Source organism: Nostoc sp. PCC 9305 (assembly GCF_963920915.1).
GTDB lineage: Bacteria > Cyanobacteriota > Cyanobacteriia > Cyanobacteriales > Nostocaceae > Nostoc.
The window spans coordinates 1-24,014 of the sequence record NZ_CAWUDN010000116.1 but is presented as its reverse complement, the minus strand read 5'-3'; the positions used below and the strand labels follow the sequence as shown (position 1 = coordinate 24,014).

The 24,014-nt window shown below is 41.5% G+C and carries 18 protein-coding genes and 1 pseudogene; 10 read left to right on the top strand and 9 right to left on the bottom strand.

What is annotated here, in order from left to right; all coding sequences use genetic code 11:
* Positions 1-799: WD40 repeat domain-containing protein (locus ACM0OX_RS29985; RefSeq protein ID WP_414518661.1), on the top strand; the 799-nt coding region annotated here is incomplete at its 5' end.
* 342 nt (positions 800-1,141) lie between these two features.
* On the opposite strand, the gene ACM0OX_RS29980 is transcribed toward ACM0OX_RS29985, so the two are convergent.
* Positions 1,142-1,849 (bottom strand): Uma2 family endonuclease, encoded by a 708-nt coding sequence (locus ACM0OX_RS29980; protein ID WP_414518660.1) that lies wholly within the window; start codon positions 1,847-1,849, stop codon positions 1,142-1,144.
* 63 nt (positions 1,850-1,912) lie between these two features.
* Positions 1,913-2,659: a Uma2 family endonuclease gene (locus ACM0OX_RS29975; protein WP_414518659.1), complete on the bottom strand. Its 747-nt coding sequence runs from the start codon at positions 2,657-2,659 to the stop codon at positions 1,913-1,915.
* A gap of 330 nt (positions 2,660-2,989) precedes the next feature.
* On the opposite strand from ACM0OX_RS29975, the gene uvrA reads away from it, so the two are divergent.
* The 3 genes and pseudogenes from uvrA to ACM0OX_RS29960 all read left to right on the top strand — a co-directional run.
* Positions 2,990-5,878, top strand: a complete 2,889-nt coding sequence (gene uvrA, locus ACM0OX_RS29970) for an excinuclease ABC subunit UvrA (protein ID WP_414518658.1) — start codon at positions 2,990-2,992, stop codon at positions 5,876-5,878.
* A 9-nt stretch (positions 5,879-5,887) separates the two neighbouring features.
* Positions 5,888-6,046, top strand: coding sequence for a DUF6883 domain-containing protein (locus tag ACM0OX_RS29965; RefSeq protein WP_414518662.1), 159 nt, complete (start codon positions 5,888-5,890; stop codon positions 6,044-6,046).
* Between the two features lie 17 nt (positions 6,047-6,063).
* A pseudogene (locus tag ACM0OX_RS29960) lies at positions 6,064-6,150 on the top strand (DUF4926 domain-containing protein); the annotation flags it as partial.
* A 188-nt stretch (positions 6,151-6,338) separates the two neighbouring features.
* On the opposite strand, the gene ACM0OX_RS29955 reads toward ACM0OX_RS29960, so the two are convergent.
* A complete protein-coding gene (locus tag ACM0OX_RS29955) occupies positions 6,339-7,601 on the bottom strand; it encodes an MFS transporter (protein WP_414518657.1) in 1,263 nt (420 codons plus the stop codon).
* Positions 7,602-7,904: 303 nt separating this feature from the next.
* Here ACM0OX_RS29955 and ACM0OX_RS29950 point away from each other — a divergent pair, with 303 nt between their 5' ends.
* Positions 7,905-8,474: a TSUP family transporter gene (locus ACM0OX_RS29950; RefSeq protein WP_414518656.1), complete on the top strand. Its 570-nt coding sequence runs from the start codon at positions 7,905-7,907 to the stop codon at positions 8,472-8,474.
* Positions 8,471-8,860: a TSUP family transporter gene (locus tag ACM0OX_RS29945; RefSeq protein WP_414518655.1), complete on the top strand. Its 390-nt coding sequence runs from the start codon at positions 8,471-8,473 to the stop codon at positions 8,858-8,860. Before ACM0OX_RS29950 ends, ACM0OX_RS29945 begins: the two co-directional genes overlap by 4 nt.
* A 235-nt stretch (positions 8,861-9,095) precedes the next feature.
* Here ACM0OX_RS29945 and ACM0OX_RS29940 read toward each other — a convergent pair whose 3' ends face one another.
* Both ACM0OX_RS29940 and ACM0OX_RS29935 read right to left on the bottom strand, forming a co-directional pair.
* Positions 9,096-9,551 (bottom strand): pentapeptide repeat-containing protein, encoded by a 456-nt coding sequence (locus ACM0OX_RS29940; RefSeq protein ID WP_094353507.1) that lies wholly within the window; start codon positions 9,549-9,551, stop codon positions 9,096-9,098.
* 295 nt (positions 9,552-9,846) lie between these two features.
* Positions 9,847-10,710 (bottom strand): alpha/beta fold hydrolase, encoded by an 864-nt coding sequence (locus ACM0OX_RS29935; RefSeq protein WP_414518654.1) that lies wholly within the window; start codon positions 10,708-10,710, stop codon positions 9,847-9,849.
* Between the two features lie 196 nt (positions 10,711-10,906).
* On the opposite strand from ACM0OX_RS29935, the gene ACM0OX_RS29930 reads away from it, so the two are divergent.
* Genes ACM0OX_RS29930 through ACM0OX_RS29920 form a run of 3 tightly spaced genes read left to right on the top strand, consistent with a single transcriptional unit; the run spans position 10,907 to position 13,342 of the window.
* On the top strand, positions 10,907-11,725 hold the full coding sequence (locus ACM0OX_RS29930) for a DUF1206 domain-containing protein (RefSeq protein ID WP_335182352.1): 819 nt from the start codon (positions 10,907-10,909) through the stop codon (positions 11,723-11,725).
* A gap of 33 nt (positions 11,726-11,758) precedes the next feature.
* Positions 11,759-12,913, top strand: coding sequence for a glycoside hydrolase family 10 protein (locus ACM0OX_RS29925; protein ID WP_414518653.1), 1,155 nt, complete (start codon positions 11,759-11,761; stop codon positions 12,911-12,913).
* Between the two features lie 12 nt (positions 12,914-12,925).
* A complete protein-coding gene (locus ACM0OX_RS29920) occupies positions 12,926-13,342 on the top strand; it encodes a DUF2358 domain-containing protein (RefSeq protein WP_414518652.1) in 417 nt (138 codons plus the stop codon).
* Between the two features lie 21 nt (positions 13,343-13,363).
* Here ACM0OX_RS29920 and ACM0OX_RS29915 read toward each other — a convergent pair whose 3' ends face one another.
* The gene (locus ACM0OX_RS29915; RefSeq protein WP_414518651.1) at positions 13,364-13,636 is read right to left on the bottom strand and encodes a hypothetical protein; all 273 of its coding nucleotides are present in this window, start codon (positions 13,634-13,636) and stop codon (positions 13,364-13,366) included.
* Between the two features lie 464 nt (positions 13,637-14,100).
* Here ACM0OX_RS29915 and ACM0OX_RS29910 point away from each other — a divergent pair, with 464 nt between their 5' ends.
* Positions 14,101-14,547, top strand: coding sequence for a hypothetical protein (locus ACM0OX_RS29910; protein ID WP_414518650.1), 447 nt, complete (start codon positions 14,101-14,103; stop codon positions 14,545-14,547).
* 122 nt (positions 14,548-14,669) lie between these two features.
* On the opposite strand, the gene ACM0OX_RS29905 is transcribed toward ACM0OX_RS29910, so the two are convergent.
* The 3 genes from ACM0OX_RS29905 to ACM0OX_RS29895 form a co-directional block, all read right to left on the bottom strand.
* Positions 14,670-15,479: a prohibitin family protein gene (locus tag ACM0OX_RS29905; RefSeq protein ID WP_414518649.1), complete on the bottom strand. Its 810-nt coding sequence runs from the start codon at positions 15,477-15,479 to the stop codon at positions 14,670-14,672.
* A gap of 93 nt (positions 15,480-15,572) precedes the next feature.
* Positions 15,573-18,860 carry a filamentous hemagglutinin N-terminal domain-containing protein gene (locus ACM0OX_RS29900; RefSeq protein ID WP_414518648.1) on the bottom strand — a complete coding sequence of 1,096 codons (3,288 nt, stop codon included), beginning with the start codon at positions 18,858-18,860 and terminating at the stop codon, positions 15,573-15,575.
* 157 nt (positions 18,861-19,017) lie between these two features.
* A complete protein-coding gene (locus ACM0OX_RS29895; protein ID WP_414518647.1) occupies positions 19,018-23,649 on the bottom strand; it encodes a filamentous hemagglutinin N-terminal domain-containing protein in 4,632 nt (1,543 codons plus the stop codon).
* Positions 23,650-24,014: the final 365 nt, after the last annotated feature.

The window sequence follows — 24,014 nt, the reverse complement described above, 5'->3', positions numbered from 1 at the left end:
CAGCGTCGTCTTCAGCCCGGATGGTAAAACTTTAGCTTCCGCCAGTCGTGACAAGACGATCAAATTGTGGAATATCGAGACGCGCAAAGAAATTACCACTCTCAGGGGGCATAGCAATTCAATCAACAGCGTCGTCTTCAGCCCGGATGGTAAAACTTTAGCTTCCGCCAGTCGTGACAAGACGATCAAATTGTGGAATATCGAGACGCGCAAAGAAATTACCACTCTCAGGGGGCATAGCAATTCAATCAACAGCGTCGTCTTCAGCCCGGATGGTAAAACTTTAGCTTCCGCCAGTCGTGACAAGACGATCAAATTGTGGAATATCGAGACGCGCAAAGAAATTACCACTCTCAGGGGGCATAGCGATGCGCTCTTCAACATCGTCTTCAGCCCGGATGGCAAAACTTTAGCTTCCCCCAGTCGTGACAAGACGATCAAATTGTGGAATATCGAGACGCGCAAAGAAATTACCACTCTCAGGGGGCATAGCAATTCAATCAACAGCGTCGTCTTCAGCCCGGATGGTAAAACTTTAGCTTCCGCCAGTCGTGACAAGACGATCAAATTGTGGAATATCGAGACGCGCAAAGAAATTACCACTCTCAGGGGGCATAGCGATTGGGTCACTAGGGTCGTCTTCAGCCCGGATGGCAAAACTTTAGCTTCCGCCAGTGCTGACAACACGATCAAATTGTGGAATCTGAATCTTGATGATTTATTAGCACAGGGTTGCAGTTGGCTTAAGAGTTATTTGATTAGGCATCCTGATGCGGTTAAGGTGTGTCCAAGGCAGTAGGGAGAGGGGAAGCAGGGGGGCAGAGGAGCAGAGGAGCAAGGGTGTAGATGATGGGTGCGTAGGCGTAGTCTGTCGTAGACATCGCTCGCTAAAAAAGAAATGCGATCGCACTTATAAACTCGGCATTCCGAGTTCCGAACACCAATGACCGAACAAAAAGGTTGAAATTCCGAGTTCCGAACACCAATGACCGAACAAAAAGGTTGAAGTTCCAAGTTCCAAACACCAATGACCGAGCAAAAAGGTGAAAGTTCCGAGTTCCAAACACCAATGACCGAGCAAAAAGGTGAAAGTTCCGAGTTCCGAATACCAATGACCGAGTAAAAAGGTCGAACTTCCGAGTTAAACCTCTGGTTCCACTCCCAGTGCTTTTAACTGAGCAGCTAATCTCTCTGCACGTTGCCGTTCTTTTGCTGCTAACTCCAAACCCCACAGTAATAGTTCGCCATTGTCATCCCACCAACGTAACCAATAACCTATGCGATTTTCTCGGCTTCCTTGCCATACGCCTAAAAACAAATTCATTTCGGCAATCCAGTGACGATTATTTGCATCTGGTGTTTGCAGTTCATAATTTCCTAAATCATCTCGCCGATAAACTTCTAACACTCCCCCTTCTGGTTCAAAAATGGCATAACTTGGCACTTGTAAAATCTGCTCATAATAAAACCATTTACCAGGGGGATAGGTCGGTTTACTCGAATACTCTCCACCTTCGGTATCTGAGAGAAATTCCATCACAATTACCGGAATATCACCTTGGAGTCTTGGCGTATAACTGCGCTTCACTTCTTCTCGTGAGACTCGAATAGATGGTACATAACCCCAATCTGGTGCTTTGACGACAAATCGATTATTCAAGTTGGCGCAGATACCGTAGTTAGTGATGGTTAAAGCATCGGCGGGTAATCTGCCAGCAAGTTCCAAACTTTCTGTTAAAGCAGCAGTCAAGAGTGGCTGATTAATGTTATCCACTGGCTCGTTGTCTAAAACAAAATCATCGGGTAACTTTTCCCAGGCGACATTATGAGTGGCTGCATTGGCTAGCATGATCGGAATATCTCAAGTACAAATTCAATTTCTAATAGCCCGATTAAAAAATTACACACGGCGTTATTCCTGAGCAAGGGTTCGCACTTCTTCTACTGACAATGCCAAAGCTTGGGCAATCTGTTCGATGCTCAAATTCATTTGCAATAATCGGGGTATGGCATCTCTTCTGGCTTGTTCTGCAAGTTCCGCCCGTTGTCGTTCTTGTTCAGCCCGTTGTCGTTCTTGTTCAGCGTTGCGAGAAATTTCTGTATAAGTTAAAAACCGTTCTCCATCAGGGCGATATAACTGCAAACCTTCTGGTAATAGAGCAAACTGAATTTTTAACCGAGGACTCACCCAATGATCCATTTGGGGGATGACATCTAAACCGTCTTCGCCACGCAACCAACCGCACAAATTATTGCGATCGGGATCGTAAATGTAATACTCTTCTACCCCATAGCGATCGTAGAAGAGTAATTTTTTGTCCATTTCAATTTGTGTATTACTCGGAGAAAGAATTTCAAACACCACTTGCGGTGCAACTCCCTCTTCCTTCCATTGTTGATAGCACAAGCGATCGCCCTTTGGTCTACCCAATACCACCATCACATCTGGGGCGTTAACAATTTTGTTGCGTCCCTCTACTGGATACCAAAACAAATCCCCGGCGACAAATACATTTGGATCGTTCGCAAATAGCCACTCGATATTCTGCTTAATTTCCACAATCCAGCCAAACTGTATGGTATTATTAGCCACTGGTTGTCCGTCACTATCTGGGTAGATGACCTCTGGCTGGGTCGGCGGTTGGATTTGCGATACCATAGCTTCGCCCTCAGAAGGATATTTAACTAATTACTAATTCGTAGTTCGTAATTCGTAATTATTGGCGAAACACTCGCGCGTAATTGTCTTTCTTGGTGGTCTTTGCCTGTTGGGGTCTAAACCCTCAGCTAATTCAATTACGAATTACGAATTATCAATTACGAATTATTTTAATCGGGATGCTTCCAAATTAGCAGACTCTTAAGGATGTCTGCGCCATGAATCTGGAACGATAACTAACTAAAACAGTACGATTGTTCTACTATAAACTAATTAAAGATAGTATTATTAAGGACTGTTTCATAAGAAACTCCTTCTTCGCCGCCCAATATGTCAGACAAACAGCTAGCAGCATCCTTGAATGGACATCTTCCGTACCCCAGCCACAACAGCCAGAATACCATTCGGATTCGGGGTGCTAGGCAGCATAATCTGAAAAATATTGACTTGGAATTGCCACGCGATCGCCTAATCGTATTCACTGGCGTTTCTGGTTCTGGTAAGTCTTCCCTAGCCTTTGATACCATTTTCGCTGAAGGGCAACGTCGCTATGTGGAATCCCTCAGCGCCTACGCACGGCAATTTTTAGGACAACTGGATAAGCCGGATGTAGAAGCCATTGAAGGCTTAAGTCCAGCAATTTCTATTGACCAAAAATCAACGTCTCATAACCCCCGTTCTACTGTGGGTACGGTGACAGAGATTTATGACTATTTGCGGCTGTTGTTTGGTCGGGCTGGCGAACCCCATTGTCCGATATGCGATCGCTGTATTGCACCCCAGACAATCGATGAGATGTGCGATCGCATCATGGAATTACCAGATCGCACCCGCTTCCAAATTCTTGCACCCGTTGTCAGGGGGAAAAAAGGCACACACCGGAAGCTTTTGTCAAGTCTGGCATCCCAAGGTTTTGTCCGCGTGCGGATCAATGGCGAGATCCGCGAACTGTCAGATTCCATTGAATTGGATAAAAACTTTACCCACACCATCGAAGTGGTAATTGACCGCTTGGTGAAAAAGGCTGATATTCAAGAGCGTTTGGTTGATTCCCTGTCTACGTGTCTCAAGCAATCGGGTGGAATTGCAGCCATTCTGGTGAGTCTGCTTGATGACGACGGACAAGAAAAAGAAGAAGAATTAGTATTTTCGGAAAATTTTGCCTGTCCAGAACATGGCGCGGTAATGGAAGAACTATCACCGCGATTGTTCTCCTTTAACTCACCTTATGGTGCTTGTCCACACTGTCATGGAATTGGGACTTTAAGAAGATTTGCGCCAGACTTGATTGTACCTGACTGGGAAGCGCCAGTTTACGCTGCGATCGCGCCTTGGTCAGAAAAAGATAATTCTTATTACTTGGAATTACTTTATAGTGTGGGGCAGATTTATGGATTTGAGTTACAGACAAATTGGAGCAAGCTGACAGAAGAACAGCAGCAAACTATTTTGTTTGGGGAGAAAGATGAACGAGCCGCAGAAGCACAAAGAAAGCAGAGTTTTAAAGGTGCTATTCCAATTTTGCAACGGCAGTATGAGGGTGGTTCGGAATTAATTAAACAAAAATTAGAGCAGTATTTAATCGATCAGCCGTGTGAAGTTTGTAAGGGTAAACGATTAAAACCAGAAGCCTTGGCGGTGAAGTTGGGACAATATGGAATTTTAGAATTGACTACCGTATCGATTCGGGATTGTCGGGAGAGAATTGAGCAATTTAAGTTGAGCGATCGCCAGTTACAAATTGCTGATTTAGTCCTGAGAGAAATCAAAGCTAGATTGCAATTCTTGTTGGATGTAGGTTTAGATTATCTCACCCTCGATCGTCCCGCCATGACCCTTTCTGGTGGCGAAGCCCAACGAATTCGTCTAGCAACGCAAATTGGTTCTGGATTAACAGGAGTTCTCTACGTTTTAGATGAACCGAGTATTGGTTTGCATCAACGAGATAATGGCAGATTGCTCAAAACCTTAACGAAATTGCGAGATTTGGGTAATACATTAATTGTCGTTGAACACGATGAAGAAACAATTCGTGCAGCTAACCATATAGTTGATATTGGCCCTGGTGCAGGAATTCACGGCGGAAATATTATCGCCCAAGGTGATTTTCAAGCGTTATTAGCAGCAGAAGATTCCTTAACGGGTGCATATTTATCAGGAAGGCGAGTAATTACCACACCCGCAGAACGCCGAGAAGGAAATGGGCGCAGTTTGGGAATTAAAAATGCCCATCGCAACAATTTACAAAATATAGATGTAGACATTCCATTAGGTAAACTCGTGTCCATCACTGGTGTGTCTGGTTCTGGCAAATCTACGCTGATTAACGAATTACTCTACCCATCTCTGCAACACCATTTAACTAAGAAAGTTCCCTTACCCAGACATTTGGATAAAATTCAGGGATTAAACGCAATTGATAAAGCGATTGTTATCGATCAATCTCCCATTGGACGCACACCACGTTCTAACCCTGCAACTTACACAGGAATTTTCGATGCGATTCGAGATGTATTTTCCCAAACAGTAGAAGCCAAAGCTAGGGGTTACAAACCCGGACAATTTTCCTTCAACGTTAAAGGTGGACGTTGCGAAGCTTGTAGCGGACAGGGTGTGAATGTGATTGAAATGAACTTTCTCCCGGATGTTTACGTACAATGCGAAATTTGTAAGGGTGCAAGATACAACCGTGAGACTTTGCAGGTGAAGTATAAAGATAAGTCGATCTCTGATGTTTTGAGAATGACAGTTGAGGAGAGTTTAGACTTTTTCCAGAATATCCCCAAAGCGATCGCGCGTTTGCAAACTTTATTTGATGTCGGGTTGGGTTATGTCCAACTAGGACAACCTGCGACTACCTTATCTGGTGGTGAAGCGCAACGGGTGAAATTGGCAACAGAACTATCTCGACGCGCCACAGGTAAGACACTTTATTTAATAGATGAACCGACAACAGGGTTATCTTTTTACGATGTCCATAAATTATTAGATGTGTTGCAACGATTGGTAGATAAAGGTAATTCAATATTAGTAATTGAACACAACTTAGATGTAATTCGTTGTTCTGATTGGGTGATAGATTTGGGGCCAGAAGGTGGCGACAAAGGCGGAGAATTGATTGCTGTAGGTACACCAGAGGAAGTTGCAAAAAATCCCAAGTCTTATACTGGGCAATATTTAAAGCAAGTTTTGAAGCAGTATCCGGCGGTGAAATCTTAGTCTTTTGCAATTAGGGTACATTGCATAAAGGTCATATCCAGGTCAAAAAAGCGGTATATCATTGATTTTCCCCTGAATCGTTCAGATAAACAAGCAATTATTCAAAGCGTTTGGATAGTGCGTAATAATGAAGGCTTCCCCCGCCTAGTCACCTGTTATGTAATCTAAGCAATGAGGTAATATCAATGAAATTATTAGATGTGGTTGCCCTAACAGAAGACTTACCAGAATTGGGATTGCATCGCGGTCAAGTAGGAACGATTGTCAGTTTGTTTTTGAGTGACTTATATAGCAATCCTAAATGATTCATGAGAAAACACTATATTCGTGGAGCTTTGGAAAGTCAAAAATTTGACAGCTTACTGATAGCTCTAATAAAGCCTTGACTAGCGATCGCATCCACATTACTACTACCCTTCTTTAGTCGCAAATATTACTAATATTCTTTTTCAGTATTTTCTCACGAATCATTCAGGATTGCTATATTAACTCCTGTTTTTGTTTCAGGTACACAAACCCAAAAAACTGCCAAAGCCACAACTGCGATCGCTGCTAAAATCAAAAAACCAACATTGTAACCAGCACTTTTAACTACAAACCCAGCCAACACGTTGCTCAAACCCGCACCGACACCAATAGCAGTGTTGAGCATCCCTTGGGTAACATTAAAGCGTCCCGTGCCTTTAGTCAAATCAGCTACCATCAACACCGAAAGCACACCAAAAATCCCACCTGCAATACCATCCAGAATTTGCACAGAAACGAGAAAATAGGGATTGTCCGAAAGCGTATACAGCACTCCTCGAATCGGTAAGACGGCAAAGCCAAGCAAAAATATGGGTTTTCGGGCTGTATGTGCGAAACGCCCAGCCAAGTTAGATACTGGAATCATGACTAACTGAGCGACAATGATACAAGCAGACATATAAACTGTGTCACTTGTCCCTTTACCCTGTGCTAATTCTTGACCAACTAGCGGTAACATAGCAGCATTGGCAAAGTGAAACAGAACTACTGCAACAGTAAAGAATAAGATTTGGCGATCGCTCAATAATTGCAATATGCCTTCATAGGGCTGTTGATGTTTTTCATTATCCTCCTCTTGGCCTTCTTCGCCCTCTTCACCATCTCCACGCGCTAATTCGTGGTCAATCTCTCTTTCACGAATCATCCTCACTGAAATAATACTGCCCACAGCCATAGCTGCAACTAGGAAAAATATTGCCTTGCGTGCAATAAAGTAACCTGCTAAACCAGCGAGAGTTGCAGCTAGCAGATTACCTGTGTGGTTAAATGTTTCATTACGACCTACCCGCCTATCTAATCTCTCATGTCCTACAAGTCCCAGAGTAATAGCAGTAATCGCAGGTGGGAAAATTGCAGCAGCAATCCCAATCATAATCTGAGAGCCGATGACAACAGGCAAATTGGGGAACAACCCCATAGCGATACAGCCAATAGAAACAAACACAGCCGCCAGTACAATCAACATTCGTTTTTGACGTAGCCTGTCAACCAATGCACCAGCTGGTGTTTGAGCAATAACTGTGGCAATTGCCGAAGCTGACATCGCCATGCCAATCTGGGCTGGGTTCCAATTTGCTGAAGCTTTTAGGTAAATGCTCAAATATGGCCCAACACCATCGCGCACATCTGCGAGAAACACATTCAAGTAATCAAGCGATCGCAAACTCTTCCCACTGGGTTTTCGCTGTTTTTGCATAAGTCTTTAGTGATATTAGACCTCTTGCAAAAGTCTCTAACACCCCACCCCCAACCCCTCCCCGCAAGCGGGGAGGGGAGACAAAGCGTAGCTTTGGCGGGGTGGGGTTCTTTCTTATTTTTGATTTATGCAAGAGGTCTATTTTGTCAGCTATGGAGAGGTCAAAATACTCTTATGCAAAAATCGTGCCAAATCAATGGGCAATTTCGCCAACGGGAGCCGATTCCGGCGAAAAAGTGAAAGATTACCTGATAAATCCTGATATATATAGCTTTAACGAGAAAAGCACCTAACAGTAAATTAATGAAAAAGAATAACTCGTCTGCGCTGGAGCCTACAACTACAAGCTTGCAAGTTCGTCGTTTCCGATTATCCTTTCTCTACGCCGTGCCAATTGGGGTATTAGGCGGGCTGATTGGCTTAGGGGGTGCAGAGTTTCGCCTGCCAGTCCTTGCTGGCACATTGAACTATTCAGTGCGGCAGGCTGTACCTTTGAATCTAGCTGTCAGCTTGATTACGATCGCTGCTTCCTTGACAATCCGGGGCAGTACGCTTTCTTTTGGTCAAGTTATTCCATTACTTCCTGTGGTTTTCTCCTTGATAGCTGGAGCAGCGATCGCAGCCTTTTTTGGGGCAGCGATCGCGGGAAGGCTCTCAAACGAACAGCTTGAACGTATCATCTTAATGCTATTAGTAGTGATTGGCATTGCCCTAATAGTCGAGGGTTTTCTACCTCAACAAATACCAGCTCTTTTACCACCTGCTTTAAGTTGGCGTATTCCAGCAGGTATTTTATTAGGACTTACGCAAGAGCTTTCTGAAACTCTTATTTCTCCGTGTCCTCTGCGCCCTCTGTGGTTCGTTTTTTCATGATTTTGCGTAAGTCCTGTTTATTTGGTCTAGCAATTGGGCTAGTAAGCAGTTTACTTGGGGTTGCAGGGGGTGAAGCGATCATTCCAACACTTGTTTTTGCTTTTGGTGCAGATATTAAAACAGCAGGTACAGCCAGTCTTATAGTTAGCTTACCAACTGTACTAGTAGGGGTTATCAAATATGCTAGTCGAGGTGCATTTGCAGATCGTACAGTTTTGGGCAATACTATAGCGCCTATGGGAGTTGGCTCGGTAATTGGAGCCATAATTGGAGGAATGCTTGTCGGTATTGTTCCACCAAGGATACTAAAGGTAACACTAGGGATAATTTTGAATATCTCCGCGTTTCGGGTCTTTCACAAAGTAAAGTCCTCTGACGGAAAATAACAAAGCTTTTCAGATTTTGATTGCACTTTTTTGTGTAGATATCAGTGCGATCGCAAAAAGAAACCCCCTCTGCTTTTGCCATAGTAAAGTGATTACAACGCAGAGGGGTTTCATTTATTTTAATATTTTTGTAGAGGCAGGTTTTAAGGATAATTCTGGCAAAAAACTAGTTTATTTGATTTCAAACCCGCCAAAACCTATGTTGTATTGTTTTAACCTGTGTACTCAGTTGAGTCTATTTCCAATCGGGAATTTCAGCGTCTTCTCCCCCAATCCCGATTCCAGTGTTAAATATTTCCGCATCAGTAAGATTTAGATCGTTCATTGATGCTTGATACACATTAGAATCGTGAATCGTAGCGCGAGTAAAATTTACTCCGTTGAGATTAACTTGCTTCAAATTGACATTGGTTACATAAGCAGATGTTAGGTTAGCACCTGCCAAGTTTGCACCAGTTAAGTCAGCACCTTCGAGGTTAGCTCCTACAAGGTTAGCTCCTTGGAGCTTCGAGCCTCTCAAGTCAGCACCAATTAAATGAGCGCCACTAAGGTTAGCTCCTGATAGTTCGCACTTAACACATTCCCCAGTTGAAAGCAGCTTTTGTAAATCCTGTGGATTCTCGGCTCTAACCGAGCTAGCGAAAAATAGGGGTGTTGCTAAGGCCATGGCCGCTAATAGCTGGAGTTTCATAAATTTTCCCCCTTAATAATCGAGTTGCGTCCGTTCTGTCCCTCACAGTTCTATTATCTCACTAAACTTCGTGAGGTCAATGTATCTTGTGACAATCTATCTTTTGACAAGTTAATTGCGATCTGAAACACAGATAAAATTGATGTCAATAATGCCATTAATTTCGATTTTTTGGCGATTTTTACCAAAAATTACTGAAAAAATGCCAGTATTAAATCTTATTAAAAGTAAAAACTGGTGCTACTTGTTATAACTAGTTAGAGAAGTATTTATACTTATCAATTGATGGTTTAGCTTAAGTCCTCAGAAATTTTCGCATATACTGATTAACCAATTCCGGCTGTTCTTGCTGCACCCAATGGCCACAATTAGGAATGTATTTGATTTGCAAATTCCTGACATAAGCTGCGGTGTCGTAGGTTAGTTCTTTGCCAAGTGCGGTGTCATTTTCTCCCCAAATCATCAGTGTTGCCACTTCCAGAATGCCCCAATTTGGATTTAGCATTCTCTGCTGAAAAACATTGCGGTAGTAGTTCAACATTGCTGTGAGAGCACCTCGTTTTGCAGCAGCATCTTTATATGCGTCAATATCCGCTTTAGTGAAAGCACTCTTGTTAACTGCTGTACCTTTAAAAATTGTTTCAATTGCTTGGTAGTCTGAAAATTGTAAGACTAATTCTGGTATCCAAGGTAGTTGAAAGAGGAAAATATAGTAACTTCGCTGCAACTGTTGGGGAGTGCGTAAGCCTTGGGCAAATTTGGCAGGATGAGGCAGATTAAGAATAATTAATCGCTCTACCATTTCGGGATAAGTGTATGCAAAAGCCCAAGCGATCGCACCACCCCAATCATGTCCAACTAATACACATTTTTGGTATCCTAATCCTTTAATTACTCCCTCAACATCTTTAATAAACTCATCCATTACATAAGCTGATTGCTCACTTGGTTTATCACTATCGTTGTAGCCGCGCAAGTCAAGGGCAACGACTTGAAAATTTTGGGCAAATTCTGGTATTTGATGCCGCCAAGAATACCAAAACTCAGGAAACCCATGCAACATCAACATTAAATGGCCTTCACCTTGGGTAACGTAGTGTAGTTTTACCCCATTGGAAGTTATATATTCGTGTTTCCAAGAACTTTCTATTAGAGACATAATTAATCCCAATTCAGCATTAAAAAAACTAAATGATCGTACTGTACTTAGCAACTGTAATATTATTTTGATCGGTCTCACATCTATATTGCGATAGTGATTTTTTGTAAAAATATTAGACAATTTGTCTTGAGGTAGATGTGATTCGTGAGTAAATTTTGGTAAAAAGTAAATATAATAATTCTCTCCAACTACCATGACACAACAGTTGACAAACCATGCTTCATTGTGGGTTGAGCGACTGGGACGATTTGGCTATGTTTCCAAGGGAGTAGTTTACGGTATAGTTGGACTACTGGCAGCACAGGCGGCTTGTGGCAACGGTGGTAAAACAACTGATACCCAAGGCGCTCTTCAAACAATCGTTAACCAGCCATTTGGTAAATTTTTGCTGGCTTTAATTGCAATTGGCTTGATTGGATATGTAATCTGGCGTTTTGTACAGGCAATTAAAGACCCAGAAAATAAAGGTAATGATGCCAAAGGTTTGGCAGTGCGAATTGGTTACGCAGTTAATGGCTTGATTTATGCAAGTTTAGCCTTAAGTGCTGTGCAAATCGTTATGGGTACAGGCAGCGGTAAAAATAGTAGTGATTCTACTGAAGATTCGACAGCACGTTTGCTTTCTCAACCCTTTGGTGAATGGTTAGTTGGAACTGTGGGGGCGTTTGTAATTGCTCTAGGTTTCTATCAGTTTTATCAAGCTTTTAGTGGCAAATTTCGTAAAGAACTCAATTTAACTGAATTAAGCAACACAGAAGCCCAATGGGTAATGAGGATTTCCAGATTTGGTTTAGCGGCACGGGGTATAGTATTTTGTATTATCGGTTGGTTTTTAATTGAAGCAGCAAAACAGTCGGACGCCGCTACAGCAGAAGGTTTGGATGAAGTATTACAGACGCTAGCCCAACAGCCTAACGGAGCATGGCTTTTGGGTATTGTGGCACTAGGTTTAGTTGCCTATGCCATTTACACAATAGTACAGGCGCGGTATCGTCGGCTAGTCAATGTTTAGATGGTGCAGTGCCAAAAATTTCAATTTATAGAAATGGCAATAATAGAAACTCGTGGTATTTGGCTGACTATTACTGATAGTAAGGTTCTCAGGTCAAAGGAACGCATTGCCGAGGCAATGGATTTCCTGGCCGAGACAGGATTTAATGTGGTGTTTCCAGTTGTTTGGAATAAGGCAGTAACTTTATATCCTAGCCAAATAATGCAGCAGACTTTTGGAGTCGAAATTGACCCGATGTCTTTAGCCCGTGACCCTTTAGAAGAGGTGATAATTGAGGCGCGGCGAGTCGGGTTGAAAGTTATTCCTTGGTTTGAATACGGTTTTGCCAGTTCCTACAATTTGAATGGTGGTGTACTTTTACAGAAAAAACCGGAATGGGCTGCGTGCGATTGTAACGGCAAGTTACTGAAGAAAAACGGCTTTGAGTGGTTGAATGCACTCGACTCACAGGTGCAAGAATTCTTGTTAAGCTTGGTGCTGGAAGTTGTAAAGAATTATGATGTGGATGGTGTTCAAGGAGACGATCGCTTGCCAGCATTCCCCTCTGAAGGTGGCTATGATGTGGAAACTGTCAGCTGCTATCGCCAAGAATTCGATCGCAATCCACCAGAGAATCCCAAGGATAGGCAATGGTTACAGTGGCGTGCAGATATTCTCACTGAGTTTTTGGCGCGTCTCTACCGGGAGGTGAAAGTGGTAAATCCTAATTTATTAGTAGCGATCGCACCCAATATCCATGATTGGGCATTCCAGGAATATCTGCAAGACTCGCCCACATGGCTGAAGCGGGGAATAGTTGATATGATTCAGCCGCAGATTTATCGCCGTGACTTTAGGAGTTATTGTGCGATCGCTGATAAACTGGTAAACCAGCAGTTCACAGATGGGACACTGCCGAAGTTAGCACCGGGAATACTGATGAAGCTTGGCTCTTACTGTATTAGCCCAGAATATCTGGTGCAGGCAATTGAATACAATCGTCAACTTGGTATTCAAGGAGAGGTATTCTTCTTTTACGAAGGTTTGCGCGAGAATAACAATATCCTTGCTAAAATTTTGCGCAATGGGCCTTATGCTAAGTCTGCATCATTTCCCACTTTGTCAGATTTAAATGCAGCTGGTGTGAGTAACAAGAAGACATCTTCTATTTGGTCAGGAGTGGGAAATTTGTTAAAAAAGATTTTTTAAGGGAAAAGGTGCGTGGAATATCAATTGCCAGTGGAAAAGGTAATTAAGACTTTAAAAGAGGATTTACCGACACTTTTTGAAAAAGATATCTCATATCACATCTATACACAGGATATCTATTTTAAAGATCCGGTGAATACATTCAAATACAAATTTAATTATCGCATTATATTTTGGACTTTACGATTTCACGCTCGGCTATTTTTTACCCAAATTTTCTTTGATGTACATGAGGTTTGTCAGTCAGATGAAGATACAATTTTAGCAAAATGGACAGTGCGGGGAGTATTGCGCGTTCCCTGGAAAGCAGGGTTACTTTTTAATGGCTATTCGACATATAAACTCAATCAAGATAATTTGATATACGAGCATATCGACACCTGGGATAGAAAGCCAGGAGAGATTCTACGGCAGTTTTGGCAAAGTTAAAGCAATAGCTAATTTGATTTTTTACGATCCTTGTAAAATCTCATTAATTTGACTGATTCTCTGTTTTATTTCTTCTGTCAGAGAATTTCTTAATAAGTCCAGATTTTCTGCGGAGAAGTTTAGTATTCCTAAAGCATATAATAGGCTAGAAACACCAATAAATAAAGCCAAAATTCTCCCAAAACAACCAGGATTGATTTCAATAAAAGCTAATTTAGATTGTCCAATTACAGCAATCGTTATAAAAACAATCCCTGCTATTAGAAAGGTGCTATTTGGAGTTAAATCTGTCATTTTTCGATTAAGATGCCTCAGCACTTTTATTGTAGCTATTATTAGCTAAAATTTCTGCATCTGCTAAATGCAAAAACATAAAAATTTGACAACTCAACATCCACCTCAAACTAATAAGGCTCTGGCTATTTAGGCTATAATTTAGAAAGAGATATTTTGACTTTGAGACTTGTTGAGCGAGAAATAGCGTTAATTGTGTATAAATTGTTCTGTTTTGCTCAGATTGCGAAACAAAAACCCATATTTTGTAAGCAGCGACCTAAGTGATATGTCTCTGGATATAAATCAGATATTTTTAAGTGGCAGCTGATTTAAACCTCAATTTTGCTTTTTACTATTTTGCTGAAACTATCTTGTGGTAAAACTTTCAGCATCCAAAAGCCAAAATGTTATCACTCGTGTACTAGACGTTAATTTAGTTTCTATATTAAAATACACTAAGACGATAGGAATAGTGGGTTTTTATGGAAAGCGTCCAAAACGTTAGTCAAGAGTTGAATGTAACAGGAGACACAGCACTAGAGCAATTAAAACAGTCTACTCCAGTAGAATTCAAAAAACTCAGAGGTGGATTTTTTCTGGTACTGGGATATTTGTTGTCACCACTATGTTGGTGGAATGACTTACTATTCAATTTGCCCATAGCTTATGGTTTTGGGTATGCATGTAGTTTACTTTCCCCAAAATTACTTCTACCTTGCTCAATTATCGGATACTGGCTCTCTAATATTGTGGGAATTCTCTTGATGCAATTCGGTTCTAAGGACATTTTTCAAAAAGAACCTCAAGAGCATAACCTTAAAAAAGAATTGTTCACAGGTCTAATTTCTTCAACAGTTTATACACTGTTGATTATGCTATTGATCCAGTTGAAGATTCTCGATTCTCCCATTTTATTTTCCAACAGTTAATTTAGTTTCTCACTTTTCTACAAAGGAATCGATAGTATGGGCGCACCTCTATACGTCCATACTATTTCAAAAAATCGGGGTTTTGAGTCTCTGAATGGAGAGTAAATCAGCGAACAAGAAGATCAATTCTCATCAAACTTTAAAAATTCACTTAAATTCAACAATTTTGGAGCCTCCTTACTTACAATTAATGGCAACTTACCATTCCATTTTTCTATTGCTTGCCTTTGCAGAATTTCTGGAGTTAAACCATCACGTAATAATCGGTGCGTCTCAGCCTCTCCTTTGGCTAAATTCACTTTTGCTTCAGCCTCTTTTGTTGCTTTCAATGCAATAAATTCTGCTCGTTTTGCTTCTTGTTCAGCAATCTGCTTTGCCTCCACCGCCTCACCAAATAGTTCTGAAAAATGGACATGAACTAGAGAAATATCATCAACTGCAACGTGATAGCTACCCAATCTTGTGGACAAGGCATCATCTACTCCACTTTTGACTTCTCCTCGTTTAGTAATAATTTCTTCAGCAGTATACTTTGCTATTACCGCTTTGAGTACTTCTTCAACTGCTGGGTTAATAATCCGAATAACTACATTTTGTTCATCTCCAATTTCTTGAAAAATGACATTTGCTTCCTCGGGAATAATATGCCAATTGAGAGCTACATCGGCGAAAACATTTTGTAAATCTTTGGAAGAAGCCTCAGCAGGAATTTCCTGTTTTTGGACTCTAATACTCAACTTTTTCACAGTATTGACTACAGGAATAATTAAGTGAAGTCCTTCTCCTAATATCTGGTTTTGTACTTCGCCAAATTTCATTAATACACCACGTTCTCCTGCATTTACAATCACACAAGGCGTGAGGAAGAGAGTTATCAAAAACAAAAGAGCGGTCAGTTTACCAGCACTGTTAAAACTTGTAATTTTTATCATTTGTGTGAACCATGTATGCATCTTGCATAGAGACACATATTTAGGAGTTATGGGCTTCTTCCCGTCATGATTTTAGCTCGACTTGATCCAAAATTAAGAACATTCTCGACTCAATAGCAACTGCCCATTATTCAGCCGATATACACCAGTAGGTTCGATAATCGGATCGCCTTTTTTCCAGGGATGGTATGTAGTTTCGACACCTCTCACCTCACCAGTTGTGTAGTTAGAAACCAAAACCCCAGGACGATTAGTAGTCAAAGCACCGGAACCTGTAATAGTAAAAGAGTTTTCTTGTCGCTTGGTGCCACGTGAAATGCAACTATTGGCGATGAGTGCGTTAGCGTCGATGACTGGAGGTAATTCGGTGAAGCTGTTTGGAATGGAACTGGTATCGGGTGTATTAATGTTGATTACACCTGAAACGCCTTGTTCAGAACTGGCTGTAATATCACTTTTTTCGGTTGGCTTTGTCCGCGACTCGATACCGAAGATACCTTGCGAGTTAATTTCGACATTTCCACCGCGCCCTTCAAAAGCATTGGCGCTAATGTCGCTGTTTTCTTTGGGAATGGCAATGATGAATGTTGAGTTGATATTGATGTTACCACCATTACCTGCACCTTCTGCCAAACCCGCAGTTGCAGAAATAGAGCTATTACGACGTAGCAACAGCAGACCATCAACTATTAAGTTAATATTGCCTCCATTAGTTGTTCCAGTTCCAGCCGAGATTTGAGATTGATTTCCTAGTTGCAAAGTATCAGCTTTAACTGAAATATTTCCTGCTTCTCCTTTACCAAAACTGTCAACAAAAATAAAGGATTGATTTTTGAGGTCAATTGATCGCCCTGTTATAAAAATACTGCCTCCTTTGCCTTCAGCATTGGTGGTTACAGAACTAATAATTTCGCTGTTGTCAAGGTAAATACGATCGCCTGCATTCAAGGTAATATTAGCTGCATCGCCTTTGCCAAGTGTGGGGGAAATTAACTTAACTTGGTTGGTTAATGAGATAAAATTACGGGCGTTTACGGTAATATTACCCGCATCGCCTTGCCCTTGAGTTCTTGCATCTAATTGAGCTCTATTACTCAAAGAAAAAGAATCTGCTGTAATTCCAATATTGCCGCCTTTGCCTACATCATTTGCTCCAGTTATACTGCTAGCAATTCCGCTGGCACCAAAATTACTAGGCGTGAATTGTACGCCACCATCAAATACTACATTATTGCGGGCTTTAATTATGACATTACCTCCATTGCCGCGTCCATTGGAGACATCAGTTAATAATTGCCCTCCATTAGTAGCAACAAGAGAACCCGTTGTTATTTCAATATTCCCGCCATTGCCAACCGATTGTTCTAAAGTTGACCTTTGTCCTACACTACTAAAGATGCCGCTAGGAATGCCATATTCTCCTGGCAATACTCCAAAATCATTAGGAGGAATTTGCTGTCTTTTATAGCCATCAATAATAATCTTATCCTGAGCATTAATATCTATATTTCCGGCATCACCTTTGCCAAAAGTACTAGCATCTATTTGACCACCTTGAGTAAGGCTAAGAGAATCGGTGGTGATATTAATATTTCCTCCTTGACCTTCTCCTGTTCCGATTACTCTGCTGGCAATAGTGCTATTGTCTAAATTAATAGTGTTGCGCGCATCAATAGTGATATTTCCGGCATTTCCTTTACTGCCTGTGCTGCTTTGCAGTTGAGCATCATTGCTGAAGGACAGGGAACCAGTAGTAATATTAATATTACCGGCTTTACCTACTGCTTCAGGATTTACAGTAGTGAAAATGCTCAATCTAGGCTGACCTGTACCATCTACTGAGATGCGATCGCGGGCGTTGATGGTAATATTTCCAGCATCACCTCTACCTTTGGTTGAAGCGTTGATAAATGCACTATCAGAAATAGAAACTGAACCAGCATTAATTTCTATGTTGCCACCTTTGCCTTCACCGCCTAATTCCACCATATTGAAAATTGCACTGCCTACTTCTCCACTTGCTCCTTCTAGTGCAAAGCGATCGCTAGCGTTAATAATTAAGTTACCTGCGTTTCCTTGTCCAAGGGTACTACTATCTAACTGTGCGCCACCAGTGAGAGCAAAGTTGCTTGTCGTAATATTGATGTTGCCTGCATTACCTACGCCTCTTTCTTCTACAGCGCTGACAATACCACTAGAAGATGTTTGTTTAACTGGACTTATACCATCTAAAGAGATATTGCGTGCTTGAATAGTTATATTTCCTGTATTTCCTTGACCATTAGTATTAGCAATTATTCTTGAACCACCTGTAGCAATTAACGAGTCAGTGGTAATTATAATGTTTCCACTATTTCCTATACCCTCAGAAAATACAGAGTTATCAATTAAGCTTTCCTCTGCCAGTCGCAGAGTTCCGGTAATATTGAGACTAATATCTCCTGCTGAAATATTTGGTTCTGACGACGCGATACCAGCGACTATCCGACTTGCTGCCAAAATGTCTAAATTGCGTGCAGTGACAGCAACATTCCCATTGAGAATATTAACTATAGATTTATTTTTCAGTGATACATCTGCACGGGGGAGGTCTGCGGGAAAATTTAAAGTACCATCAGCATTCAAACCGATAGAACCCATACCTCCGACTGCGCCAATTTCTACTCTTCCAGCAGGAGCTGTCAACAATCCGCCATCCATTGTTACATTACCACCTACAAGCACCAAATTCTGACCATTTGGAACCTGTAACCCTAAATTAAAACCTGTGAGTGAATTGAAATTGATAGTTGCATTATTTTGAATCGCTGCATTCTGATTAATTTGATTAAACAACAACGCAGAAGGATTCACTGTTAACAATGGCGCTGCTTGGGGATTTGTCGCACTAAAAACCCCTTGATTATCAAGCTGTACCCCGTTCGCAGTCGTCCCCACAAATGAACCCTGTACATATAAACTGGCATTTTTTCCAAACACAATCCCATTGGGATTTATCAAAAAGAAATTTGGGTTAGAACTGCTAAGTGTGCCGAGTCTCCCCAATATTTCTGAAGGGTTATTACCTGTTACCCGTGCCAGAATATTTTGAATGTCGGCACTAGGAATAAAAAAATAAGCCCCTCTACCAGCGCTGATATTAAATTCTTGAAAGCTATGAAAAAGATTGATTTGGCGAGTTGCACCACCAGTAATTACTTCTATCGGTAGTCCCTGAAAGTTGTCTATAACTTGAGAGGACTCAGCACCGAGTGTGTTGTCGGGTACGATATTACTTTGCTGTGCCTGGGTTTTGCTAGTGAGGAGACTTATACTTAAGCAGCCCAGTAACCCTACCAATCTGAACTGCAAACACCTGTTTAATCCGTATTTGATCGTCATTGGGTGCGTTTTCATATAGATTATTTGAGTATCTAATAAAACTGCACCTTTGGACGATAAACAAGTGAATATTCGTTAATTATGCAGTTTTCTGCAATTAGTTCATTCTTCATGTATACGCTGCACGCAAACAAGCAAAAAAGGTGGATGTGTAACATTAATTAGAACATTCTCGACTCAATAGCAACTGCCCATTATCAAGCCGATATACACCAGTAGGTTCAATAATCGGATCGCCTTTCTTCCAAAGACGGGATATAGTTTCGATACCTCTTACCTCACCAGTTGTGTAGTTAGAAACCAAAACCCCAGGACGATTAGTAGTCAAAGCACCAGAACCTGTAATAGTAAAAGAGTTATTTTGTCGCTTTGTGCCGCGTGAAATGCAACTATTGGCGATGAGTGCATTAGTATCAATGACTGGAGGTAATTCGGTAAAGCTGTTTTGGATGGAACTGGTATCAGGTACGTTAATATTAATGGCACCTGAAACACCTAATTCGGAACTGGCAGTAATATCGCTTTTTTCGGTTGGCTTTGGACGCGCTTCGATACCAAAAATACCTTGCGAGTTAATTTCGACATTTCCACCACGCCCTTCAAAAGCGTTGGCGCTAACGTCGCTGTTCTCTTTAGGAACTGCGACAATAAATTTTGAATTGATATTGATGTTACCGCCATTGCCACCTTCAGCAGCGGTGGCTGAAATGAGACTGTCTCGACGTAACAAAATTAAGTTTGCGTTATCGATATTAATACTACCACCATCTTGGGATGCAGTTTCGGCGATAATATTAGCGCGATCGCTTAACTTTATTGTATCAGCTTTGATATCAATATTGCCTGCAATGCCACTGCCTTGACTATTGACTGATACCTGAGCGTTCGCGCTGACATTTAATTGCCTAGCATTCACTTGAATATTGCCACCTTGACCAGAAGCTGTTGAGGTAGTGTTGGCAAATAGTCCGCTAGTGCTTCTCAGATTTCTGTCAGAAAGGTTGATATTATCAGCGTTGAGAGTAATATTACCAGCTTGCCCCTGATTTGTAGCTGTTGTAATAATTTGTCCACCTTGGATAGCTTCAAAATTATTTGCGTTAATTGTCACCTCTCCGCCACCAAAAGCAGAGGTTGTTTTGGCATTTACCACCCCACCATTACTTACACGGAAGGAATTTGTATTAACAGTTATTGTTCCCCCTCGTCCGCTTGCATCGTCCTCTGTTGCAGTAGAGAGTAAACTCGAAAATCCAACTTTACTAACTCCATCTACAACAACAGCATCACCCGCATTAATAGAGATATTTCCAGCCCTACCTTGACCAAATGTAGAAACACTAAATCGTGCCCCATCTTCAACAAATACCGAATCAGTATTAATACGAATATTGCCACCGTTACCTCTACTATCAGAGGCAACAACACTAAAAACAGCAGTAGGACGTATAATACCTTCAAATTGTCCAAACCCAGAAGCAAGAAAACTGTCACGAGCATTGATAATAATATCTCCAGCATCCCCTCTTCCAAAAGTACTTGCTTGGAGTTGAGCACCATTTAGCATGGATAGCGCACCTGTATCAATGCGGATTGTTCCACCTTTACCATCACCGAACTCTCCAGGATTAAGAATATCTCCCACAATATTCGAGATAATTGCTCTGCTGTCTAATGAAACGCGATCGCTCACATTAATAAATATATTGCCAGAATTACCTTGTCCTTGTGTACTAGCTTCTAGTGATGCATTATCTTTCATAGATAGGGTTCTAGCATTGATGCGAATATCTCCGGCATCGCCGATACCAGTACTTGCAACACTACTTGAAATTCCAGTGGAAACCGGCAATCCTTCTTGAAGCTCAAGTTCTGATAGGGATATATCACCACGGGCATTGATAGTTACATCTCCCGCATTTCCCCGCCCGAAGGTATTAGTTTGTAACAGAGAACCATTAGTCATCGATAAAGATTTGCCTTCAATGCTGATTGTGCCACCATTCCCTCTCGCATTTCTTCTTACTGCACTGGAGATAACAGAGGTTTTGTCAAGGTTGAGTTGATTGACAGCATTGACTGAGATATTACCTGCATTGCCTTCTGCATAAGTGTCACTAAACAATGCAGAACTATTTGAGAGTGAAAATGCTCCACCTCTAACACTAATATTACCCGCATTACCTTCTCCGGCTGTGATGGTTCGGAGGTCGCCTTCATTAACCAAGTTTACTTCATTACGTGCTTGAATTGTGATGTTACCCGCATTACCTTTTTTTGTTGTGATAGTGCTTAGACTTGCACCATCAGCAACAACTACTGAGTCAGCACTTATGCTGATGTCGCCGCCATTACCTTTCCCTTGTCTTTCGGCAGTGCTTAAAATGCCACTAGAGAAATTACCTTTAAACCCAGTAAATAGAACAGTATTATCAGCATCAATAATTATATCTCCCGCATCGCCTTCACCAAAGGTGCTACTATCCAGTTGAGCTGCACCAGCAATCGTCAGCAAACCTGTAGAAATGCGGATATCTCCACCCCTACCAATGCCTTCGTCATCAAGCAAACTGCCGATAGCAGAATCATTATCTAAGGAAATGCGATCGCTTGCTTTAATGGTTATGTTTCCAGCATTACCCCGTCCATTTGTATTTGCAGATAGTCGAGCGTTATTATCCAAGAACAAGGAACCTGTTGTAATATTAGTATTGCCGCCGTTGCCATTTGCTTTTTGAGCAACAGCACTAGAAATTGTTCCATCGTTGTCTAAAGAAATGCGATCTCCTGCTTTAATGGTTATGTTTCCAGCATTACCTTGTCCAAAAGTAGCTGTTCGTATGTCTGCATTATCAAGCAACAAAGAATTTGTAGTAATCTCAATATTACCTGCGTTGCCCACAGCACTTGGACTTACATCACTTGCGATAAAACCGTAAGGCTTGAGCGAGACTTGATTGCCCGCACGAATTAAAATATTTCCTGCACTTCCTCTGGCTTCTTCCTCTGCACTACTGAAAATACCGCTAGTAAATATAATGAATAACTTGCCTAAAGAACCTCGATCAATTTCATCTTGAATACCAAATCCATCTATCGTCACGGAATCACGAGCATCAACAATAATGTTGCCTGCGTTACCCTGTCCGCGTGTGAGTGACTGAACTTCTCCGCCATTCGTTAGGGAGAGTGATTCCGTTTTGATGCGAATACTGCCCGCAGAACCAATTCCTATCTCTTCAAGTGTGCTAAAGATTGAACTACCAGTTTCAGCACCTCGAACACCTCCATCCACAGAAACTGTATTACGTGCATCAATGATGATGTTGCCACCACTACCTTTTCCAAATACGCTTACATCTAATTTGGCGCTATTAGTGATTGATACAGAACCTGCGGTAATCTGAATATCTCCACCTTGTCCAAATGCTCCATTTTCGATAGTGCTAAGAATAGCGCTCGGACGAAAGCTAGAATTAACACCGTCTATAGAGATGCGATCGCGAGCGTTGATAACTATGTTACCTCCATTACCTTGTCCAAAGGTACTAGCATTCAAGCGTCCACCTCCATTAAGTGAAAGGCTGTTAGTTGAGATGTCAATATTGCCAGCATTACCGACTGCCCCTGTTTCCACTATGCTAAAGATAGTGCTTCCATTTAAGGCAATATCATTGTTTGCATTGACAATAATGCTACCAGCATCACCTGTTCCCCAAGTGCTAGCACTGATATAGCCAAAACCTGTAAAGGACATTGAATTCGTATTAATGCGAATATCGCCACCTTTACCAATAGCATTAGGAAACACCCAATTTATAATAAAACTCTGCGGAGAAATTTGTAATTTGTCTGTGGTATTTATCGTGATTTCTCCAGCTTGACTATTAACTGTTCCCAAGCCAGAGCGAATACCAGCTTGTATTGTGCTGCGTGAAATATCCAAATTAGCAGCATTAATTGCTATGCTTCCACCATTATCAGCTGTTACATCAATCAAAGAATTTGAGATGCTGGCATTTGCCTGTGCAAGATTGTCAGGTAAGCTGAGACTGCTATCTGAATTTATCCCTACTGTTCCCGTTTCAGCAATTGCAGCAAGTTCAATTCGTCCACCAAAAGCCTGTAAAATGCTTCCATTTAACCCAATGTCACCACTAATCAAAGCCAGAGTTTTTCCTGGTTCTACACCTAAAAAAGATTGGTTAGTAGTTATAACACCTCTCTGCTGTTGAGTAAAAAATAATGCTGAAGGATTCACTGTTAACAATGGTGCTGCTTGGGGATTTATCGCACTAAAAACACCTTGATTGCCAAACTGCACACCGTTCGCAGTTGTCCCCAGAAACGAACCCTGCACATCTAAACTAGCATCTTTACCAAACACAATCCCATTAGGATTTATCAAAAATACATTAGGATTAGAATTACCAAATGTGCCGAGTCTCCCCAAAATTTCTGAAGGGTTATTACCTGTCACCCGTGCCAGAATATTTTGGATATCTGCGCTAGGACTCAAGAAATACGCCCCCCGTCCCTCGCTAACATTAAATTCCCCAAAGCTGTGAAACAGATTGATTTGGCGAATTGCACCACCTGTAATTACTTCTATCGGTTGTCCCTGAAAGTTGTCTAGAACTTGAGACGACTCAGCGCCAAGTGTGTTATCAGATACGATATTACTTTGCTGTGCCAGAGTTTTGCTAGCGAAGATACTGACAATTAACCAGCCTAGCACCCCTGTCAGTCCAAACTGCAAACACTTGTGTAATCCGTATTTTCTCGTCATCAGACGCGCTTTTATATAGATTATTTTAGTATCTAATAAAACTGCACCTTTGGACGATAAACAAGCGAATATTCGTTAATTATGCAGTTTTCTGCAATGAAGCGATGTCTGACAAAGACTGGACGGCGATAAAATACATATGTCCTAAGCTTAGTGTTTTTATAGTTCCCCAAATTTACGATAAACTGTTAGTGCGATCGATCTACAAATGGAGATTGCAAGTACTACAAAAATCAATTTGAATATAGTTAATTGCATAGTTTTTTTGTCACCCAACCATAACAAAAAGCCCCAAGCTGTAATCGCTAGAGGCTTTTAGTATGAGTAATGAGACCTGGCATCGAGCTATTTTTGCGTAGGGCGAC

Bases quoted from the DNA above. Each gene is read 5' to 3' on its own strand.
- ACM0OX_RS29935 (WP_414518654.1), bottom strand. From the start codon at position 10,710: ATGTCTCTAATAGAAAGTTCTTGGAAACACGAATATATAACTTCCAAT.
- ACM0OX_RS29905 (WP_414518649.1), bottom strand. From the start codon at position 15,479: ATGATAAAAATTACAAGTTTTAACAGTGCTGGTAAACTGACCGCTCTT.
- ACM0OX_RS29930 (WP_335182352.1), top strand. From the start codon at position 10,907: ATGACACAACAGTTGACAAACCATGCTTCATTGTGGGTTGAGCGACTG.
- ACM0OX_RS29980 (WP_414518660.1), bottom strand. From the start codon at position 1,849: ATGCTAGCCAATGCAGCCACTCATAATGTCGCCTGGGAAAAGTTACCC.
- ACM0OX_RS29975 (WP_414518659.1), bottom strand. From the start codon at position 2,659: ATGGTATCGCAAATCCAACCGCCGACCCAGCCAGAGGTCATCTACCCA.
- ACM0OX_RS29895 (WP_414518647.1), bottom strand. From the start codon at position 23,649: ATGACGAGAAAATACGGATTACACAAGTGTTTGCAGTTTGGACTGACA.
- ACM0OX_RS29945 (WP_414518655.1), top strand. From the start codon at position 8,471: ATGATTTTGCGTAAGTCCTGTTTATTTGGTCTAGCAATTGGGCTAGTA.
- ACM0OX_RS29940 (WP_094353507.1), bottom strand. From the start codon at position 9,551: ATGAAACTCCAGCTATTAGCGGCCATGGCCTTAGCAACACCCCTATTT.
- ACM0OX_RS29910 (WP_414518650.1), top strand. From the start codon at position 14,101: ATGGAAAGCGTCCAAAACGTTAGTCAAGAGTTGAATGTAACAGGAGAC.
- ACM0OX_RS29900 (WP_414518648.1), bottom strand. From the start codon at position 18,860: ATGACGATCAAATACGGATTAAACAGGTGTTTGCAGTTCAGATTGGTA.
- uvrA (WP_414518658.1), top strand. From the start codon at position 2,990: ATGTCAGACAAACAGCTAGCAGCATCCTTGAATGGACATCTTCCGTAC.
- ACM0OX_RS29915 (WP_414518651.1), bottom strand. From the start codon at position 13,636: ATGACAGATTTAACTCCAAATAGCACCTTTCTAATAGCAGGGATTGTT.
- ACM0OX_RS29955 (WP_414518657.1), bottom strand. From the start codon at position 7,601: ATGCAAAAACAGCGAAAACCCAGTGGGAAGAGTTTGCGATCGCTTGAT.
- ACM0OX_RS29950 (WP_414518656.1), top strand. From the start codon at position 7,905: ATGAAAAAGAATAACTCGTCTGCGCTGGAGCCTACAACTACAAGCTTG.
- ACM0OX_RS29925 (WP_414518653.1), top strand. From the start codon at position 11,759: ATGGCAATAATAGAAACTCGTGGTATTTGGCTGACTATTACTGATAGT.